General features: G+C 61.4%; 19 protein-coding genes and 1 other RNA gene. 12 read left to right on the top strand and 8 right to left on the bottom strand.

What is annotated here, in order from left to right:
* The 3 genes from ACNPP0_RS13165 to ACNPP0_RS13175 all read left to right on the top strand — a co-directional run.
* On the top strand, positions 1-268 hold a 268-nt coding region (locus tag ACNPP0_RS13165; RefSeq protein WP_448706130.1), incomplete at its 5' end, for a tripartite tricarboxylate transporter TctB family protein.
* Between the two features lie 6 nt (positions 269-274).
* Complete coding sequence (locus ACNPP0_RS13170; RefSeq protein WP_332612090.1) at positions 275-1,804, top strand: tripartite tricarboxylate transporter permease; 1,530 nt, start codon at positions 275-277, stop codon at positions 1,802-1,804.
* Positions 1,805-1,915: 111 nt separating this feature from the next.
* On the top strand, positions 1,916-2,845 hold the full coding sequence (locus ACNPP0_RS13175; RefSeq protein ID WP_448706131.1) for a 2-hydroxyacid dehydrogenase: 930 nt from the start codon (positions 1,916-1,918) through the stop codon (positions 2,843-2,845).
* On the opposite strand, the gene ACNPP0_RS13180 is transcribed toward ACNPP0_RS13175, so the two are convergent.
* Entirely contained in the window at positions 2,839-3,774 is a 936-nt protein-coding gene (locus tag ACNPP0_RS13180; protein WP_332612087.1) for a LysR family transcriptional regulator, read from the bottom strand. The two genes, ACNPP0_RS13175 and ACNPP0_RS13180, sit on opposite strands and share 7 nt — an antisense overlap.
* A gap of 198 nt (positions 3,775-3,972) precedes the next feature.
* Here ACNPP0_RS13180 and ACNPP0_RS13185 point away from each other — a divergent pair, with 198 nt between their 5' ends.
* On the top strand, positions 3,973-4,602 hold the full coding sequence (locus tag ACNPP0_RS13185) for an FMN-dependent NADH-azoreductase (protein WP_448706132.1): 630 nt from the start codon (positions 3,973-3,975) through the stop codon (positions 4,600-4,602).
* Between the two features lie 145 nt (positions 4,603-4,747).
* Here the strand turns inward: ACNPP0_RS13185 and ACNPP0_RS13190 are convergent, their stop codons facing one another.
* From ACNPP0_RS13190 to ACNPP0_RS13205, 4 genes are all read right to left on the bottom strand, one after another.
* On the bottom strand, positions 4,748-5,653 hold the full coding sequence (locus ACNPP0_RS13190) for an NAD(P)-dependent oxidoreductase (RefSeq protein ID WP_332612084.1): 906 nt from the start codon (positions 5,651-5,653) through the stop codon (positions 4,748-4,750).
* A 58-nt stretch (positions 5,654-5,711) separates the two neighbouring features.
* A complete protein-coding gene (locus tag ACNPP0_RS13195; protein ID WP_448706133.1) occupies positions 5,712-7,316 on the bottom strand; it encodes a gamma-glutamyltransferase family protein in 1,605 nt (534 codons plus the stop codon).
* Positions 7,317-7,512: 196 nt separating this feature from the next.
* Entirely contained in the window at positions 7,513-9,018 is a 1,506-nt protein-coding gene (locus ACNPP0_RS13200; protein WP_104145126.1) for a tripartite tricarboxylate transporter permease, read from the bottom strand.
* 13 nt (positions 9,019-9,031) lie between these two features.
* Positions 9,032-9,496, bottom strand: coding sequence for a tripartite tricarboxylate transporter TctB family protein (locus tag ACNPP0_RS13205; RefSeq protein WP_314360825.1), 465 nt, complete (start codon positions 9,494-9,496; stop codon positions 9,032-9,034).
* 480 nt (positions 9,497-9,976) lie between these two features.
* Between ACNPP0_RS13205 and ACNPP0_RS13210 the strand changes: the two genes are divergently transcribed.
* The 4 genes from ACNPP0_RS13210 to ACNPP0_RS13225 all read left to right on the top strand — a co-directional run bounded on the left by ACNPP0_RS13210 (position 9,977) and on the right by ACNPP0_RS13225 (position 11,808).
* A complete protein-coding gene (locus ACNPP0_RS13210) occupies positions 9,977-10,423 on the top strand; it encodes a hypothetical protein (protein ID WP_332612079.1) in 447 nt (148 codons plus the stop codon).
* A complete protein-coding gene (locus ACNPP0_RS13215) occupies positions 10,423-10,734 on the top strand; it encodes a cell division protein ZapA (RefSeq protein ID WP_006217444.1) in 312 nt (103 codons plus the stop codon). The genes ACNPP0_RS13210 and ACNPP0_RS13215 overlap by 1 nt, the downstream gene beginning before the upstream one ends.
* A gap of 32 nt (positions 10,735-10,766) precedes the next feature.
* Positions 10,767-10,951: non-coding RNA, 6S RNA (gene ssrS / locus ACNPP0_RS13220), on the top strand.
* Between the two features lie 92 nt (positions 10,952-11,043).
* On the top strand, positions 11,044-11,808 hold the full coding sequence (locus ACNPP0_RS13225) for an SIMPL domain-containing protein (RefSeq protein WP_332612077.1): 765 nt from the start codon (positions 11,044-11,046) through the stop codon (positions 11,806-11,808).
* Here ACNPP0_RS13225 and lgt read toward each other — a convergent pair.
* Positions 11,783-12,571: a prolipoprotein diacylglyceryl transferase gene (lgt, locus tag ACNPP0_RS13230; RefSeq protein WP_046807624.1), complete on the bottom strand. Its 789-nt coding sequence runs from the start codon at positions 12,569-12,571 to the stop codon at positions 11,783-11,785. The two genes, ACNPP0_RS13225 and lgt, sit on opposite strands and share 26 nt — an antisense overlap.
* A 132-nt stretch (positions 12,572-12,703) precedes the next feature.
* Between lgt and ilvD the strand changes: the two genes are divergently transcribed.
* From ilvD to msrA, 3 genes are all read left to right on the top strand, one after another.
* Positions 12,704-14,389 carry a dihydroxy-acid dehydratase gene (ilvD, locus tag ACNPP0_RS13235; protein ID WP_448706135.1) on the top strand — a complete coding sequence of 562 codons (1,686 nt, stop codon included), beginning with the start codon at positions 12,704-12,706 and terminating at the stop codon, positions 14,387-14,389.
* Complete coding sequence (locus ACNPP0_RS13240) at positions 14,373-14,708, top strand: c-type cytochrome (RefSeq protein ID WP_332612074.1); 336 nt, start codon at positions 14,373-14,375, stop codon at positions 14,706-14,708. Before ilvD ends, ACNPP0_RS13240 begins: the two co-directional genes overlap by 17 nt.
* A 76-nt stretch (positions 14,709-14,784) precedes the next feature.
* The gene (gene msrA, locus ACNPP0_RS13245) at positions 14,785-15,339 is read left to right on the top strand and encodes a peptide-methionine (S)-S-oxide reductase MsrA (protein WP_332612073.1); all 555 of its coding nucleotides are present in this window, start codon (positions 14,785-14,787) and stop codon (positions 15,337-15,339) included.
* Positions 15,340-15,453: 114 nt separating this feature from the next.
* Here the strand turns inward: msrA and hppD are convergent, their stop codons facing one another.
* Entirely contained in the window at positions 15,454-16,566 is a 1,113-nt protein-coding gene (hppD, locus tag ACNPP0_RS13250; RefSeq protein WP_046807628.1) for a 4-hydroxyphenylpyruvate dioxygenase, read from the bottom strand.
* 156 nt (positions 16,567-16,722) lie between these two features.
* Here hppD and ACNPP0_RS13255 point away from each other — a divergent pair, with 156 nt between their 5' ends.
* Positions 16,723-17,199: an Lrp/AsnC family transcriptional regulator gene (locus ACNPP0_RS13255; protein WP_175134542.1), complete on the top strand. Its 477-nt coding sequence runs from the start codon at positions 16,723-16,725 to the stop codon at positions 17,197-17,199.
* Positions 17,200-17,712: 513 nt separating this feature from the next.
* On the opposite strand, the gene ACNPP0_RS13260 is transcribed toward ACNPP0_RS13255, so the two are convergent.
* The coding region (locus ACNPP0_RS13260; RefSeq protein WP_448706136.1) for a hypothetical protein at positions 17,713-18,096 on the bottom strand (384 nt) is incomplete at its 5' end.

The following is an 18,096-nucleotide window of genomic DNA, read 5'->3' on the forward strand; positions in this document are numbered from 1 at the left end:
GCCCGCGCCGGGCGACGGCCACGCCCATGGTTTGCCGGACATGCGGGGCAGTGCCTGCATCCTGCTCGGCATCCTGGCGTTCTTGCTGCTGGGCCACTACGGCGGCCTGCTGCCCGCCACCTTCGCCATCGTCTTCATCTCGGCATTGGGTGATCGCAAGAACACCATCAAGCAGGCAATTCTGCTGTCGGTTGCCATGTCCGCGATCGCGGTCGTCGTCTTCTGGTGGGCGCTGCAATTGCAGCTGCCGCTGTTTCGTTGGGGTTGAAGCGCCATGATCTCTCAGTCTTTGATGGACCTTTGGTACGGCTTCGGCGTTGCGTTCCAGTGGCACAACCTGATGTGGTCGTTCTTTGGCGTGCTGGTCGGAAACCTGATCGGCGTGCTGCCCGGCATGGGCGCCTTGTCGGCCATTTCGATCCTGCTGCCGTTGACCTACGTCATGCAGCCGGTGCCCGCCATTTTGATGCTGGCCGGTATCTTCTACGGTTCGCAGTATGGTGGCGCCATCGGTGCCATTCTGCTCAACCTGCCTTCGCACCCGCCGCATGCAGTCACCTGCCTTGACGGCTATCCCTTGACCAAGCAAGGCAAGGGAGGGACCGCGCTGGGCATCACGATGATCTGTTCGTTCTTCGCGGCCTCGGTCGGCATCATCGTCATGATCTTCGCGTCGCCCTTGCTGGTGGAAGTCGCCTTCAAATTTGGCCCGACCGAGATCTTCTCGATCATGTTGCTGGGCTTGCTGGCCGGTGCGACGATGTCGCGCGGCTCGCCATTGAAGGGCGTGGCGATGACGCTGTTCGGCCTGATGTGCGGCGTGGTCGGCACCGACGTGAACACGGGCACTATCCGTTTCTCGTTCGGCCTGCTGGACTTGTCCGACGGCCTGGAACTGGTGGCGATTTCGATGGGCCTGTTCGGGGTGGCCGACTTCCTGATGAGCGTCAATCGCATGACCATCATCGGCAGCGGCGCCAAGCTGCGCATCCGCGACATGCGGCCGACCAAGCAGGAATTGAAGACGGCTTTCTGGCCGATGGTTCGCGGTACCGCGGTGGGCACGCTGTTCGGCGCCATGCCGGGCACCGGTCCCACCATCACGACCTTCGTCGCCTACGCGCTGGAACGCAAGATTTCGAAGACGCCCGAAAAGTTCGGCACCGGCATGATCGCCGGCGTGGCGTCGCCGGAAGCGTCGTCGCACTCAAAGACGCAGGTCGACTTCATTCCCACGATGAGCCTGGGCATTCCCGGCGACGCGGTGATGGCGCTGATTCTGGGCGCCTTGCTGATCCAGGGCATCCAGCCGGGTCCGCAGCTGATCACCGAGCATCCGGACATTTTCTGGGGCCTGATTGCCAGCTTCTGGGTGGGTAACGTGCTGCTGATGGTGCTGAACGTGCCGCTGATCGGCGTGTGGGTCAAGCTGCTGCAAGTGCCGTATCGCTATCTGTTCCCGTCCGCGCTGTTCTTCATTGCGGTGGGCGTGTTCAGCACGCAGAACAGCCTCTTCCAGATTTGGGAAGTGCTGGCCTTCGGCGTGATCGGCGCGATCTTGATGACGCTGGAATTCTCGGTGGCGCCCATTCTGCTGGGTTTTGTGCTGGGCCCCATGGTGGAAGAGAATTTCCGCCGCGCTCTGCTGTTGTCGCGTGGGGATCTGATGGTGTTCGTGCAACGCCCGATCAGCGCGTGGTTCATCGGCGCCAGCGCCTTGCTGATCTTGCTGCAAGTGTGGGCGTTCGCGCGCCGTGGAAAGGGCAAGGACAAGACCAAACCGGAAGTGCCGCAAACGGTTTAAGCGGCGCTTACGTCAGTACGGCGACGGCCCGGCTTCATGCCGGGCCGTTTGATTTGTGTGGCGCCATCCTGCATGCTTGCGGTTTCCGATACGCCTTGCAGAGCCGCCAACATGCATATTCTTTTCGCTTGCCCCCACCACGATCCCGACGTCTGGGTGCCGCCCTTGGAAGCCGCGATGCCCGGGTGCCGCATCTCGGTCTGGAACCCCGACGGCCCGCCGTCAGGCGCCGAAGTGGCGTTGGTCTGGCGTCCTCCGGCAGAGCTTTTCAAGCACGAAACGGGCGTCACGACGCTGTTCAATCTGGGGGCGGGCGTAGACGCCTTGTTGAAGATGCCCGAGATTCCCGAGCACGTTCGTATCGTGCGCCTGGAAGATGCCGGCATGTCGGTGCAGATGGCCGAATATGCGTTGTACGCGTTGCTGCGCGTGTCGCGAGACTTCCAGGCATTTGACGAAGCACAGGCGCGCCAGCATTGGGATACGCGTGAAGGCACCTCACAGTCGGATTGGCCCGTGGGGGTGTTGGGGCTGGGGCAGGTGGGCGCGCGCGTGGCGCAAACCCTGGCGGAATTTGGCTACCCGGTGGCGGGCTGGTCACGGTCGCCGCGCGATATTCCCGGCGTCGAGTCGTTTGCCGGCGAAGCCGCGCTGCCGGCATTTCTGGCTCGCACACGCTTTTTGGTCAATGTGTTGCCGCTGACGCCCGACACGCGCGGCATCCTCAATCGCGACACGCTGTCGCAATTGCTGCCCGAGGCGCATCTGGTCAACGTCGGCCGTGGCGAGCATCTGGTTGAAGACGACTTGGTGCAGATGCTTGAAGAAGGCGAGATCGCCGGCGCGACGCTGGACGTATTTCACACCGAGCCGCTGCCGCGCGATCATCCCTTCTGGCGCGACCCGCGCGTGCACGTCACGCCGCACATCGCGGCCCGTACGCTGCGCGACGAAAGCATCGAGCAGATTGCAGGCAAGGTCGCTCAACTGATGCGCGGCGAAGCGATCACCGGCGTGGTCGAACGCACGCGCGGCTACTGAGCTGCGGGCGCCACGGCTTTTTCCAGCCGCTGGTACATCGACGGCAGGCGTTGCGACAAAAAATCCAACAGCGTCCGCACGGCGGGCATCATGCCCCGCCGCGATGGATAAATGCAATGCACGATGCCTTCCGGCGATTGCCATTGCGGCAGCACCGGCACCAACTGGCCACGGCGCAGCTGCTCTTGCGTGGCGATCGACGGCAAGAGCGCAATGCCACGTCCGCGCACGGCCGCTTCGGTCAGCACGATGAAGTCGTTGCACGATAGCTGCGGCTTCAGCTCGATCTGCACTTCTTCCCCCTTGTCATTGCGCAGCGGCCATCGCACTTCGTTCTGTGGGTCGGAAAAGCTTAACGTGGTGTGCGAGGCCAGGTCTTGCGGCGTGTCCGGGCTGCCCCGGCGCTGCAAGTAGCCCGGGCTGGCAACCAGCGTGCCGCGGGCCGTGCCTAGATGGCGCACGACCAGCTCGGCGTCGGTGTCCAGCTTGGTTCGCACACGCAGCGCCAGGTCCACGCCTTCGCGTATCAAATCAACCCGCCGGTTGGTTACCAGCAACTGCACGGAAATCGCCGGCCACGCATCCAGGAATTCGGGCAACAGCGGCGCTAGCACATCCTGGGCAATCGATACCGGGCAACTCACGATGACGGGGCCGGCTGGTTCCGATTGCAGTTGGCGCATGGCATCGTCAGCGGCGCGCGCGGACGCCGCCATTTCACGGCAGTAGTGCAGATACCGTTCCCCGGCGGACGTCAGCCGCAGGCGCCGCGTCGTGCGTTGCAGCAGGCGTACCCCCAAGCTTTCCTCCAAATGCGAAATCCGCCTGGAAAGGCGGGATTTGGGGATGTCCAGAGCGCGGGCGGCAGCGCTGAAGCCGCCTTGCTCAACGACTTGGGAAAAATAATAAAGGTCGTTTAGATCTTGCATGATTGTTCTATTCCTGGAACGAACAGTTCATCATATCCCGGTTTATGCGAACAATGAACCGGTCTACAGTGACGCCATGCATTCGGGATCTGCCACCGCCACCCGGCGCCCAGCCCAGTCCGGACTTCCCTTTGAACCGGACGTGGCGCTGACAGATTCCGACGCCCGCCCCAGGCGGGTCCACTGGAGAAATTCGCTATGAAGACCCTTGTTATTCTTTCCTCGATTCTTGGCAACCGTTCGCACAGCAAGGAATTGGCCGACCACCTGATCGCACGCCTCAAGGCAACCAACCCGGCCGCCAGCGTGAAGATCCGCGACATCGGCGCACAGCCCATTCCTTACTTTGACGGCAACACGGCGGGCGCGCTGTTCACCCCCGCCGATGCCCGCAGCGTGGAGCAGCAACGCATCGTTGAGTTGAGCGATTCACTGGTCGCGGAACTGATGGAAGCCGACCGCATCGTGTTCGCCGTGCCCGTGTACAACTTCAACTTGCCGGCGCAGTTCAAGAGCTACCTGGACTACCTGGCCCGCGCCGGCGTCACGTTCCGTTATACGCCCGAAGGCGTGCCGGAAGGCCTCGTCAAGGGTAAGCAGGTGTTCGTGTTGACGGCACGAGGCGGCAAGGCCGAAGGCACGCCGTCCGACACGATGACGCCTTACCTGCGCCAGATGCTGGGTTTTCTGGGCATGGATTCCGTGACGTTCATCGCGGCCGAAGGCATGGCGATGGGCGAAGTGGCAGCCTTGGAAGGGGTGGCCCTGGCCAAGCAGCGCATCGATGCACTGGTCCTGGACGCGGTGCCGGCGGGCCTGGCAGCCTGATCGCTGGATGCAGGCAGCCACGTGTGCGCGATTCGTGAAGTCGTGAAATCGTGAAGTCGTGATGCCGTGATGAAGAAACAAAAAGGCGAGCCATTCGGCTCGCCTTTTTTGTCGCCCCGTTACGGCGACGTTGCCCGCGCTGCGCTTAATCGCGCAGGCGCTTCACCAGGCTGGAAGTATCCCAACGGCCCCCGCCCATCTTCTGGACGTCGCCATAAAATTGGTCCACCAACGCCGTCACCGGCACACGGGCGCCGTTGTTGCGGGCCTCGGCCAGTACCAAGCCCAGGTCCTTGCGCATCCAGTCGACCGCAAATCCGAATTCGAATTTGTCGTCGACCATGGTGCCGCCCCGGTTCTCCATCTGCCAACTTTGCGCAGCGCCTTTGCTGATCACGTCCAGCACCAGCTTCATGTCCAGATCGGCGGCCTGGCCAAACGCCACCGCTTCCGACAGGCCCTGAACGATGCCCGCAATGCAGATCTGGTTGACCATCTTGGCCAATTGGCCAGAGCCCGGGGGGCCGACCAACGTGACCGCGCGGCCGAAGCTCTGCGCGACCGGCTTGATGGCGTCGAACACCGCCGCTTCGCCACCGCACATGATGGTCAGAACGCCGTTCACGGCGCCGGCCTGGCCGCCTGAGACGGGCGCGTCCACGAAGTTCAGGCCCAGATCCTTGGTCTGGGCATAGAGCTCGCGGGCAACGTCCGCCGACGCGGTGGTGTGGTCCACGAAGACTGCGCCTGGGGCCATGCCCGCAAAGGCGCCGTCGGGCCCCAGGACCACACTGCGCAGGTCGTCGTCATTGCCTACGCAGGCAAACACGATTTGTGCGCCGGCCACCGCTTCACGCGGCGTGGCCGCGTGGCCGCCGCCGAATTCAGCGGCCCAGGCTTGCGCCTTGGCGGGCGTGCGGTTGTACACCGTCACGTCGTGGCCCGCGCGGGCCAGGTGGCCGGCCATGGGCAGACCCATGACGCCCAGGCCGAGGAAAGCGACTTTCTGGGCTACGACCGCGTCGTAGCTCTTGGTACCGATCGTTGCCATGCAGGAAACTCCGCTCTATGTAAGTAAGGTCTGTCCGAGGACACTAACCTTAACGCAATCAAAAGCCGGCGGCGAGCCCATCGCGTCGGCTATCGCTGGCGCTGACATAGCCATCAACGGCCGGATCCCCCAGCCGCCAGATGAACTGACCGGATCCGAAGTCCATGTAAGGATCGTCCACACTTTCCAGCACGTGGCCGCGCGCGCGCAGGCCCTGCGCCACCGCGGTCGACAGAGTGGGTTCGGCGTCAATGGTCAGCCCGTGGCTCCACTTCCAGCGTGGTGCGTCGCAGGCGGCTTGCGGCTGCTGACCGTAGTCCAGCATGCGCACCAGCGTCTGCACCTGTCCCTGCGGCTGCATGTTGCCGCCCATGACGCCAAAGCTCATTACGGGTGCGCCGTCCCGCATCAGGAACGCCGGAATAATTGTGTGAAACGGCCGCTTGCCGCCGGCCACCACGTTCGGGTGCTCGGGGCGGGTGCTGAAGCAATGTCCGCGATTTTGCAGGCTGACCCCGGTGCCCGGCACCACTACTCCAGAGCCGAAGCCCATGTAGTTCGATTGAATGAAGCTGACCATCATGCCGCTCTTGTCGGCGGTGGTCAGGTACACCGTGCCGCCTTGAGGTGCATGGCCTGACAGGAAATCCTGCGCCGCGTTTCGATTGACCAGGCGTGCGCGTTCAGCCAGGTAATCGGGCCGCAGCATCTGTTCGGGCGTCATGCGCATATGGCGCGAGTCGGCAACATGGGCATAGACGTCGGCAAACGCCAGCTTCATGGCTTCGATCAGCAGATGCTGGGTCTCGGGATGATCGACGGGGCGGGCGGCCAGGTCAAAGTTCTGCAGGATACCCAGCGCGATCAGCGCCGCGATGCCCTGGCCGTTGGGTGGAATCTGGTGCAGCGTGTGGCCGCGGTAAGGCTGGCTGATGGGCGCAACCCATTCGGGGGAGTAGTCGCGCAGGTCCGCCAAGGTCAGCGCCGCGTCATGCGCCTGCGCGTGCGCTACCAGCTTGTGCGCGGTTTCGCCTTCGTAGAAATCGCGTCCGCCCGTTGCGGCAATGCGCTTGAGGGTGGCGGCGGCGCCCGCCAACACGAAATGTTCGCCGACGTGGGGAACCCGGCCGCGCGGCAGGAAATGGTCGGCAAACCCCGGCTGGGGTTGCAGAAGGTCGGCTTGCGCCGCCCATTTTTCATGCACCATGGGGGACACGGCGTAACCGCGCTCGGCGTATTCGATGGCGGGCCCCAGTACCTCGGTGAACGGCAGGCTGCCCAGCTTTTCATGCAGTGCGGCCCAGCCGGCCACCGATCCGGGCACGGTGACACTGTCCCAGCCGCGCATGGGAATCGCCCCTTGGTGCTTGCGCCGGAAATAATCCAGGTTCCAGGAGTTTGGGGCGGGGCCGGAGGCATTCAGGCCATGAAGCTTTGCGCCGTCCCAGATGACGGCGAAGCAGTCGGAACCCAGGCCGTTGCTGACCGGTTCGGTCAGCGTGAGGGTCGCGGCGGTGGCGATGGCCGCGTCAACGGCGTTGCCGCCCCGGGCCAGGATGCGCAAGCCCGCCTGCGCCGCCAGCGGCTGCGACGTGGCGACAACGTTGCGAGCGAAAACGGGAATGCGGGTGGTGCGGTACGGGTTGTTCCAGTCGAAATTCATGCCGAATCATCGCGTGGGGTAAACCCGTACTTTACCGTAGCGGCTGTCCGTATCCGGCCGCCCGTATCCGGCCGCCCGTAGTCCGGCGTAGTCTTTGGCAGCTTTCTTGCCGGGTGGCCCAATGAAAAAACCCCTGGGGCAAGCCCAGGGGTTTGGATAGCTCCGGCACCGCCGCCCAAGGCGGCGGATTCGCGTCTTACTCTTCTTCGACGAAGGTCTCTTCGCGCTTCTTGCGGATGGCGGGCAGGGCCACCAGGATCACCAGGAAGGCGGCCACGGCCAGCAGCGATGCCGACAGCGGACGCGTCACGAAGGTGCTGAAATCGCCACGCGACAGCAGCAATGCACGGCGGAAGTTCTCTTCCATCATGGGACCCAGAACCAGGCCCAGCAGCAGCGGTGCGCCTTCGCACTTGAGCTTCGACCACACGTAGCCGATGACACCGAAGATGGCCGTTGTGAAGATGTCGAACGAGTTGTAGTTCAACGAATACACACCGATCGTGCAGAACACCAGAATTGCCGGGAACAGGATGCGGTAGGGCACCTTCAGCAGCTTGACCCACAGGCCGATCAGCGGCAGGTTCAGCACCACCAGCATCAGGTTGCCGATCCACATCGAGGCGATCAGGCCCCAGAACAGCTCCGGGTGGCTCGTCATGACTTGCGGGCCGGGCTGGATGTTGTGAATCGTCATTGCGCCGACCATCAGCGCCATCACGGCATTACCCGGGATACCCAGCGTCAGCAGCGGGATGAACGAGGTTTGTGCCGCGGCGTTGTTCGCCGATTCCGGGCCCGCCAGGCCGGCCGGGTGGCCCTTGCCGAAGCGTTCCGGATTCTTCGAGATCTTCTTTTCCAGGGTGTAGGAAGCGAAGGACGACAGCACGGCGCCACCGCCAGGCAAGATACCCAGGGCCGAACCCAGGGCCGTTCCGCGCAGCACGGCGGGAGCGGCTTCCTTGAATTCCTGCTTGTTCGGGTACAGCGAGCCGATCTTGTCGGTGATGTCGACGCGGTTTTCCTTCTGCTCCAGGTTGGTCATGATTTCGGCAAAGCCGAACACACCCATGGCCACGATGGCGAAGTCGATACCGTCTTGCAGTTCGGGGATGCCGAAGTCGAAGCGGGCAACGCCCGAGTTGACGTCGGTGCCGACCATGCCCAACAGCAGGCCCAGGATGATCATCGAGATCGCCTTGGGCAGCGAGCCCGAAGCCAGCACCACGGCGCCGACCAGACCCAGGCACATCAGCGAGAAGTACTCGGCGGGACCGAACTTGAAGGCCACTTCAGCCAGCGGAGGCGCGAACGCGGCCAGCAGCAGCGTAGCCACGCAACCGGCAAAGAACGAGCCCAGCGCGGCGATAGCCAAGGCGGCACCGGCACGGCCGTTACGGGCCATCTGGTGACCGTCCAGCACGGTCACCACCGCGGACGTTTCCCCTGGCAGCGCCACAAGAATTGCCGTAGTGGAACCGCCGTATTGCGCGCCGTAATAGATGCCCGCGAGCATGATCAGGCCGGCAATCGGGGGCAACACATACGTGATCGGAAGCAGCATCGCGATGGTCGGGACCGGGCCAATACCCGGCAACACGCCAATCAGCGTGCCCAGAATGCAGCCCAGCAGTGCATAGGCCAGGTTCTCGGGCGTGAACGCCACCGAGAAGCCCAACATCAGGTTGTCAAACAATTCCATGACCGGTTGCTCCTTAGTTCATGCCCAGAAAGGACGGCCACAGCGGGAAGATCAGCCCCAGCCCCTTGACGAATGCCAGATACGAGAACACCACCAGGAAGATCGCGTTGGCGACGGCGACCTTCAAGCTGAACTCATGGCTGGCCAGGCTGCTTACGACAACCAGGATGAATACCGAAAGGTAGATGCCCAGCGGCTTCAGGATGAAGCCGTACAAGACGACCGAACCCACGACGAGAAAAACGATGCGCCAGTCGAACTTGTCGATGTGCGTTTCGTGCGCTTTCTTGGAAAGCGAGCCAAGCAGCACGATGGCGCCCAGCAAAGCCAGAACAATGCCTAGCCAGAAAGGAAAGTACCCTGGGCCCATTCGGGCAGCAGTACCCATTTGGTAGCTGCTGGCCTGCCAGGCGAATCCCAGTCCAAGGGCGATGAACATCACCCCAGACCAGAAGTCCTGTCGATTGCGTAGCTGCATGATTGGTTGGCTCCTGTTTACAGCATGTAGATAAAAAAGTTTGTAGCCGGAGGGGACTCGCCGAAAGGCGAGTGACAGGCACAAAAAAGGCACTTCAGGGTGCCATTAGTTATTCTGAAAGCGACGGCGTGGTTTCTTGAAAGGGCGAATGGTAATGGACGCCTGCCACGCTGCAAACCCTGTAAGGTCCGTGAAAGGCTGGGGTTTTCCCTAGAATTCGGGTACTCCCGACCCCCAGATGTAACGGCGCGGGAAGATTGAGGGCTTTTTGAAAGCTAAGTGAAAGTTTATAGAAAGAAATGCGAAAGCCGGATCGGCCGGATGCGGGGATTTTGGAGGAGGGGGACTTTTCTTCTGGGGCCGGAATCGGTTAGCCTCGCGCCGCCGACATCACAACCGTAATTCCTACCGAATATTGCCGGGTTTCTCACCTTGCGTGAAGAGGCCCGGTCTACCTCAGGATGGTTTACGATAGCGCCCATGCTGCAAGATCTAGACCAACTCGCCGCCCGAATCGGGCAATTGGTGCAACGCACCCGCCAACTCCACGCAGAGCGTGATGCGTTGCGCCTACGCTTGAACGACTTCGAAGCTGAGCAACGTGTGCTGAAGCAGCGCGCCGCCGAGCGCGAGGCCGACATCGTCACGTTGAAATCCAAGCTTCAGGATCACGACGGCGCCGTCACCGCGATGCTCGAGCAAGCCCAGCAGGCCGAAGTTGCCTTGCGCGAACAGCTTGCCCGCGAATCCGCCGAACGCCAAGCGCTTGAGTCGCGCTTCGCCGCCCGCGAATCTGAACTGCAAGGCACCTTGCAATCTCGCGACAACGAACTACAGCGCTTGCGCGTGGCCGCCGCTTCGGCCCGCGAGCGCATTGACGCCGTGCTGGCCCGCCTGCCGGGCGCACCGTCTGGAGAGCAACACTGATGGAACGCGTAGACGTAACCATATTAGGACGCGACTATTCGCTGGCTTGCTCCGCGGAAGAGAAGCCCACGTTGATGGCCGCCGTGCGCCATGTCGACCAGTTGATGCTTCGTATCCAGGGAACCGGCAAGATTTCCAGCAACGAACGCATTGCTGTCATGGCCGCATTGCAGGTGGCCGGCGAGCTGCTTGCGATGAAGGCGCCCGATGGTCCGCTAGGGGGTTTGGCGGTTGGCGACTTCAAGCGTAGAATTGAGGACATGAACGCAGTACTCGATGACGCCTTGTCGGGTCAGGAAAAACTGCTCTAACGTTCATAAAGCTGTATTCAAGAATTTTCAGTTTGTCCCTGCCGTGTCCGTGACTAGGCCATACATTCTCTGAACCTATGTCTTTTGGCATATTGGTTGCGGGAGTGCAGAGCTGGAGTGATTGTCTCTCGTAGACGAACCCGACGCTCTTCGGAACGCGACCACCTTGAACCTCAGGGTTCGAGATGCCGGCCTTGACGGCACAGGCGGGGCATCTATCCCAGCGGGCCTGCCAACAGCGCAGGTCCGCGTCGGGTGCCAAAAATCCCCCAAGTTATTCCCCTCTGTCCTCTATCCTAGGACCCGTCCATGTTCAAACACCCTGTTTTTTCGCTGACGAAACTCGGCGCAGCGTGCGCAGCCGTGGCCGCCATCGCCGCCGTGCAACCGGCATACGCGCAAGCGCAAGGCGCCGTGGCGCCCGCCGCAACGGAAGCGTCCACGAATCGTTCTCCCGAAATGACGCTGCAAGCCGCGGCCTCGTCAGAAGTCAAGCAGGACACCGTCCGCATTTCCTTGACGGCTGAAGTCGATGCTCCCGATCAGCCGGCCGCCGGCAAGAAGCTGACGGCCATCCTGGATGACGTCGTCAAACGCGCGCGTGACACCAAGGGTGTTGAAGTCCGCACGGGCGGTTTCAACGTGTGGCCTAACACGAGCAGCAAGGGCAAGATCAGTTCGTGGCGTGGGCAGGGCGAAGTTGTGTTGGAGTCCAAGGACTTCGACGCGGCGGCCGCGTTGGCTTCCAAGCTGTCGGACAAGACGGCCATCTCGAACATCGCGTTTTCGCTGTCGCGTGAAGCGCGCGAGGCCGAAGAGCGCAAGCTGCTGAAAGAAGCGGCGCAGGCGTTCAAGGACCGTGCCCTGGCCGCGGCAAACGCGTTCGGATTTTCAGGCTACCGCCTGTCCAAGCTGGAACTGGGTGGCTCAGGCGGCCCGGTGCCGATGCCGCGCATGCTGGGCGCGGCCGCCATGGCTAAAGACGCATCCGGCGGCTTCAGTCCGGACGTCCCGCTGGAAGCGGGAGACGTCACGGTCAGCGTCGCCGTTAACGGGACGATCGTTTTGCAGTAAGGGTGAACATGATGGCGCCCAAGGCGACCATCGGCACGGACAGCCACTGTCCCATGCTCAAGCCCCCCGCGAGCAGGCCCAGGAAGTTGTCCGGCTCGCGGGTGAATTCCACTAGGAAGCGGAACGTTCCGTAGCCCATCAGGAACAGCCCGCTAACCTGGCCCAGCGGCCGCGGCTTGCTGGAAAACCACCACAGCAACGCAAACAGCACGATGCCTTCCAGGCCCAGCTCATACAGCTGGGACGGATGGCGTGCCAGCCCGTCGCCGCTGTCCGGGAACACCATGGCCCACGGCACATCGGTCGGGCGACCCCAAAGTTCGCCATTGATGAAGTTGCCCAGTCGGCCAAAACCCAGGCCCAGCGGGATCAGCGGCGCGATGAAATCACTGATGGCGAAAAACGGCAGCTTCTTCTTGCGGGCGAACAACAGCATGACGACGATCACGCCGATCAGCCCGCCGTGAAACGACATGCCGCCCTGCCATAGATAGGCCACTTCCAGCGGGTGCGCCAGATAGTACGCAGGCTTGTAGAACAGCACGTAGCCCAGCCGGCCACCCAGCACCACGCCCAGCACGCTGTAAAAAATCAGGTCTTCAAGATCGCGCATGTTCAGCGACGTGGTGTGGCCGCTTGTAATGCGCCGACGCCCAAGCACATACACCAGGGCGAAACCCGCCAGGTACATCAGCCCGTACCAATGAATGGCCAGCGGCCCGATCTGCAAGGCTACGGGGTCGAATTTTGGATATTGCAGCATGTTCTGCCCGACACAATAAAGTTGAATGATAATAACCGGCGAGCACTGAAGATTCGCACGCATGCAAGCGAGCCAGCTTCCCGGGCGCGTTCGCCATGTCCGCACCCCGACGGCCGACAGGAGAGACAGACCATGCCGAACAATGAACGTTCCCGCCACATCACCCACGGCGTCGCGCGCGCGCCCAACCGCGCCATGTATTACGCGCTGGGCTACAAAGAAGCCGACTTCGACAACCCCATGATCGGCGTGGCCAACGGCCATTCCACGATCACGCCGTGCAACAGCGGGCTGCAAAGGTTGGCGGACGCCGCCATCGATGCAATCCGTGCATCCAGCGCGAATCCCCAGGTGTTCGGCACGCCCACCATCTCGGACGGCATGTCGATGGGTACGGAGGGCATGAAGTATTCACTGGTGTCGCGCGAGGTCATCGCCGACTGTATCGAGACCGCAGCGCAAGGCCAATGGATGGACGGCGTGGTGGTCATCGGCGGCTGTGACAAGAACATGCCCGGTGGCATGATTGCCCTGGCGCGCACCAACGTGCCCGGCATCTACATCTATGGCGGCACCATCAAGCCCGGCCATTACAAAGGCAACGACCTGACCATCGTGTCGGTGTTCGAGGCCGTGGGCGAATACACCATGGGGCGCATGCCGGAAGCCGATTTCAAGCAGATCGAAAAATGCGCGATACCGGGCTCGGGTTCCTGTGGCGGCATGTACACCGCCAACACCATGAGCTCCGCCTTCGAAGCCATGGGCATGAGCCTTCCGTATTCCAGCACGATGGCCAACGAGGACGACGAGAAAGTCGTGTCGGCTGCCGAGTCGGCCCGTGTGCTGGTCGATGCGGTGCGACGCAATCTACGACCGCGCGACATCATTACGCGCGAGTCCATTGAAAACGCCGTGTCCGTCATTATGGCCACGGGCGGTTCCACGAATGCCGTGTTGCACTTCCTGGCTATCGCTCATGCCGCCGAGGTGCCGTGGACCATCGACGACTTCGAACGCATCCGCAAGCGTGTGCCGGTTCTGTGTGATTTGAAGCCGTCGGGCAAATACGTCGCCACCGATCTGCACCGCGCGGGCGGCATCCCGCAGGTGATGAAGCTGCTGCTGAATGCCGGCCTCTTGCATGGCGACTGCATCACCATCACAGGCAAGACCATCGCAGAGACGCTGGCGGATGTGCCGGATGCGCCGCGCACGGATCAGGACGTCATCATGCCGCTGGACCGCGCGCTGTATCCGCAGGGCCATTTGGCGATTCTGAAGGGAAATTTGTCGCCGGAAGGCTGCGTGGCCAAGATCACGGGGCTGAAGAATCCAGTCATGACCGGCCCGGCGCGCGTCTTCGATTCCGAGGATGACGCGATGACGGCCATCATGGCGCGGCAGATCAAGGACGGTGACGTCGTTGTCATCCGTTATGAGGGTCCCAAGGGCGGGCCCGGCATGCGCGAAATGCTGGCGCCTACGTCCGCGCTGGTGGGGCAGGGCCTGGGCGAAACGGTGGGGCTGATCACCGATGGCCGTTTTTCCGGCGGCACGTGGGGAATGGTGGTCGGCCACGTCGCGCCTGAAGCCTACGTTGGTGGCCCGATCGCCCTGATCCAGGAAGGCGATTCGGTTACCATCGATGCCCACAAGCTGCTGCTGCAGCTGAACATCAGCGACGAAGACTTGGCGGCTCGTCGCCAGGCCTGGGTCCAGCCCAAGCCGCGTTATACACGCGGTGTGCTTGCCAAATTCGGCAAGCTCGCCAGCACCGCGAGCCGTGGGGCAGTTACCGATGCATTTGAAGATTAGTCTGTGGGCGGCTGCGGCCTGCGTGTTGAGCGCAGGCGCTGTCCAGGCACAAACCACCGGCCTGGATTTGGCCAAAAGCAAGGCCTGTATGGCTTGCCATCAGGTAGAAGCCAAACGCGTGGGGCCACCCTTGAAGAGCGTGGCGGAACGTTATGCGGGGCAGGGCGAGGCCATGGTGGATTACCTGGCCGGCAAGATTCGTGGTGGCGGTCGTGGCGCGTGGGGCGCGGTTCCCATGCCTGCCCAAACGCATGTCAGCCAGGAAGACGCCCGCCTGCTGGCCGAATGGATATTGTCGCTGGCGCCCGCCAAGCAGTAGTCTTAATCTTTACGTCCCGCGCACGATGCGCGGGGGCGCGGCCCGCAATGGGGTCGCCTATAAGAGAGGAATTGTCATGGCAGAACAACCTTCCCCCGGCAACGAGGTCGCCGTCCTTGGCGGCGGCTGCTTCTGGTGCGTCGAAGCGGTCTTCGTCGATCTGCGTGGGGTCAAAAGCGTCTTGCCCGGCTACAGCGGCGGGCATGTCGACAACCCGAGCTATGAACAGGTATGCGGCAAAGACACCGGGCATATCGAAGTGGCCCGAATTGAGTTCGACCCGTCGGAATTGTCGTTCAGCGATTTGCTACGTGTGTTTTTCGCTACCCACGATCCCACTACGCCGGGGCGCCAGGGCAATGACATTGGCCCGCAGTACGAGTCGGCCATCTTCTGGCAGAACGAATCGCAGCGCGAGCAGGCCGAGGCCGTCATGGCCGAGGTCGAGGCGCAGCAGGTGTATGACGCGCCCATCGTCACCAAACTGCTACCGCCCGCGCGGTTCTGGCAAGCCGAGGACTACCACAGCAATTACTTTGCTTTGCATCCCGAACAAGGCTATTGCCAGTTTGTGATCGCGCCCAAGGTCGCGAAGTTCCGTAAGCAATTCCAGGATCGCCTGAAGCGCTGAGTCCATCTTCGCGGTGCCCTCGCGTGTGCCGCGGGCAAAAAAAAACCCCACCATTTGGTGAGGCTTCAAAGCCAGCGCCGATGCGTGGGCACTGCGCGCTGGCAGGGGAAGTGATTACTCGACGTTCTTTACAACGCCGCGACGCATCTGGTCCAGCTCGATCGATTCGAACAAAGCCTTGAAATTGCCTTCGCCGAAACCGTCGTTGCCCTTGCGCTGAATGATCTCAAAGAAGATCGGCCCGATCTGGTTTTCCGTGAAGATCTGCAGCAACAGGCCACCACCCGGTGCGCCGTCCAACAAGATGCGGTTTTTCTGCAGACGTGCAACGTCTTCACCGTGGTTGGGCAGGCGGCGGTCCAGCAGCTCGTAATACGTTTCCGGCGTGTCCAGAAACACGACGCCCGACTCGCGCAGCGCCTCAATAGTGCTGTAGATGTCATCCGTGGCCATCGCGATATGCTGGATGCCTTCGCCACGGTACAGGTCCAGATACTCCTGGATCTGTCCTTTTTCTTCCGTGCCTTCTTCGTTGATCGGAATGCGGATGTTGCCGCAAGGCGAAGTCATGGCCTTCGACTTCACGCCCGTCACCTTGCCTTCGATATCGAAGTAGCGCACTTCGCGGAAGTTGAACAGGCGCTCGTAGAACTCCGACCACTCGGCCATGCGGCCCTTGTGGACGTTGTGTGTCAGGTGATCCACAAGCGTCAGGCCAGCACCGCGATGGTTCAGGTCGGCCTGTGCATTGTCTGGGTCGACGGGCACGAAGTCCACGTCATAGATGCTGATGTCGCCAATACCACCGTGGCCTTCCTTGCCGGTCCAGCGGTCAACCAGGTAAATCAGCGAATCGCCAATGCCCTTGATGGCCGGGATGTTCAGTTCCATCGGACCACTGTGCGAATCGAAGCCCCACGCACCCAGCTCTAAGGCGCGCTTGTATGCGGCATTGGCGTCTTGCACGCGAAACCCGATCGCACAGATCGACGGTCCGTGCAGCCGTGCGAAACGTTGTGCAAAGGAATCCGGTTCGGCGTTGATCAAAAAGTTGACGCCGCCCTGACGATACAGCGTGACATCCTTGTGGCGGTGCTTGGCAATTGCCTTGAAGCCCAGCAGCTCGAACACCTTGCGCAACGCGGCGGGGTCCGGCGCGGCGTACTCAATGAACTCGAACCCGGCGGTGCCCATCGGGTTGTCCCACGGTTGGAATGCGCTGCTCATATGTCTGCTCCCTTGCATCATTTTTCAGGACGACTTGTCCTTCAAGTCTAGAAGGAGATTGTAGGTAGGATCGACGGGCAGACAATTGCAAACATGGCTTCGAAGCCTGGGTCTTGAGCAATAATATTGCCGCATTGGAAACTTCTGAGGCAATAAATGTCTGATATCGAGCTTGATAGGACAGATCTAAGGATTCTGGCCGAACTGCAACGCGACGGCCGCTTGAGCAATCAGGAACTAGCGGACCGGGTTTCCCTATCCCCCAGCCCATGCCTGCGCCGGGTCCGGCGGCTGGAAGAGAAAGGCTTCATCAAAAAGTACGTAGCCTTGATCGACGCCGAGAAGGTCGGCTTGGGGCTGTTGGCATATGTGAATATCCGCCTGAACAAACACAGCGGTTCCAGCCATGCCCCAATGAGTGACTTCGCCCGCGACGTGCAACTGTGGCCAGAGGTCGTCGAATGCTATGCGATGTCGGGTGACATGGATTACCTTTTGCGAATTCAGGTGGCCGATCTTGCGCATTTTTCCCGCTTCGCAATGGACACGCTGATGCGCCACCCGGCAGTTGTCGACATGCGGTCCTTCTTTGCGCTTCAGCAAATCAAAGAAACGACAGAGCTGCGTCTGTAGGCGTGGCGTTGGTCTCTCTATATATAGACCCTATACAGAAGGCTTTCTATATAGACATAGAGGGGCGGGCAAGACCCGGCCTGCTGCGAGGGCCTTCCTATGGTCCGCACGACGGCGTCAGCGGCCCGTTAACAGGGTGTGTCCCTTTAAATGTTCACTTTTCTGCAAAATGGGTGTCAACTTGGACAGCGCCCTGAAAATTCCGTGCTATAGTCTCGCTCCTTCGCAGTTCAGACACTTTGAACCGCGAAGCCAAGCAGTACGACGGGCTTCGGCCTGCCGCCAAGTAGCCAGTGATGGCCGCCAAGTGGGATTGCAAGGATCGGTGCAAATCAGGCAAAAGCCAGTTGCACTTTCTGCAAAAATCGTGCTATAGTCTTGGGCTTGGCTGGCGATGGCGAATAAGGGTTTACCCGGTTCGATATCTCAAGTCATCTGAGCAGTAACCGGCCTCTGGTTTTCAGGGTCGCCGCTAGCGAAAGCCGGTGGCGGGGTTGCAAGATAGGATGCAAATTAGGCAAGAGCCGGTTGCATAATCTGCAAAAGTCGTGTTATAGTTTCAGGCTTGGCAGTTGCCGAAAACTTAGGGTTTACCCGGATGGGTGGTTCTGATGTTTCGATAGCTGCTAAAGGGAGCGGACCTGAAAGAGGTCGCAGGCAAGAAAGCGGTGGCGCGAAAGCGAACGAAGCTGACTTGACAAGCGATAAAAACTTCTTCATAATCTCGCCTCTCTGCTGCTGAAAACAGCAAGCGACGCAAAGCGAAAGCCGCGCAGCGCTGGCAGGATCAGCAGGTAGCAGTAAGCAGTTTGTAGTACCGAATTTGCAGTACCGCTCTTTAACAATTAAACAACCGATAAGTGTGGGCGCTTGATGCGATGCACTGTGATTCAGGTC

It is taken from the genome of Achromobacter semiaridum, assembly GCF_053543755.1.

Bases quoted from the DNA above. Each gene is read 5' to 3' on its own strand.
- lgt (WP_046807624.1), bottom strand. From the start codon at position 12,571: ATGCTGCAATATCCAAAATTCGACCCCGTAGCCTTGCAGATCGGGCCG.
- ACNPP0_RS13195 (WP_448706133.1), bottom strand. From the start codon at position 7,316: ATGAATTTCGACTGGAACAACCCGTACCGCACCACCCGCATTCCCGTT.
- msrA (WP_332612073.1), top strand. From the start codon at position 14,785: ATGGCAGAACAACCTTCCCCCGGCAACGAGGTCGCCGTCCTTGGCGGC.
- ACNPP0_RS13190 (WP_332612084.1), bottom strand. From the start codon at position 5,653: ATGGCAACGATCGGTACCAAGAGCTACGACGCGGTCGTAGCCCAGAAA.
- ACNPP0_RS13215 (WP_006217444.1), top strand. From the start codon at position 10,423: ATGGAACGCGTAGACGTAACCATATTAGGACGCGACTATTCGCTGGCT.
- ACNPP0_RS13180 (WP_332612087.1), bottom strand. From the start codon at position 3,774: ATGCAAGATCTAAACGACCTTTATTATTTTTCCCAAGTCGTTGAGCAA.
- ACNPP0_RS13255 (WP_175134542.1), top strand. From the start codon at position 16,723: ATGTCTGATATCGAGCTTGATAGGACAGATCTAAGGATTCTGGCCGAA.
- ACNPP0_RS13185 (WP_448706132.1), top strand. From the start codon at position 3,973: ATGAAGACCCTTGTTATTCTTTCCTCGATTCTTGGCAACCGTTCGCAC.
- ACNPP0_RS13170 (WP_332612090.1), top strand. From the start codon at position 275: ATGATCTCTCAGTCTTTGATGGACCTTTGGTACGGCTTCGGCGTTGCG.
- hppD (WP_046807628.1), bottom strand. From the start codon at position 16,566: ATGAGCAGCGCATTCCAACCGTGGGACAACCCGATGGGCACCGCCGGG.
- ilvD (WP_448706135.1), top strand. From the start codon at position 12,704: ATGCCGAACAATGAACGTTCCCGCCACATCACCCACGGCGTCGCGCGC.
- ACNPP0_RS13240 (WP_332612074.1), top strand. From the start codon at position 14,373: ATGCATTTGAAGATTAGTCTGTGGGCGGCTGCGGCCTGCGTGTTGAGC.
- ACNPP0_RS13225 (WP_332612077.1), top strand. From the start codon at position 11,044: ATGTTCAAACACCCTGTTTTTTCGCTGACGAAACTCGGCGCAGCGTGC.
- ACNPP0_RS13175 (WP_448706131.1), top strand. From the start codon at position 1,916: ATGCATATTCTTTTCGCTTGCCCCCACCACGATCCCGACGTCTGGGTG.
- ACNPP0_RS13200 (WP_104145126.1), bottom strand. From the start codon at position 9,018: ATGGAATTGTTTGACAACCTGATGTTGGGCTTCTCGGTGGCGTTCACG.
- ACNPP0_RS13205 (WP_314360825.1), bottom strand. From the start codon at position 9,496: ATGCAGCTACGCAATCGACAGGACTTCTGGTCTGGGGTGATGTTCATC.
- ACNPP0_RS13210 (WP_332612079.1), top strand. From the start codon at position 9,977: ATGCTGCAAGATCTAGACCAACTCGCCGCCCGAATCGGGCAATTGGTG.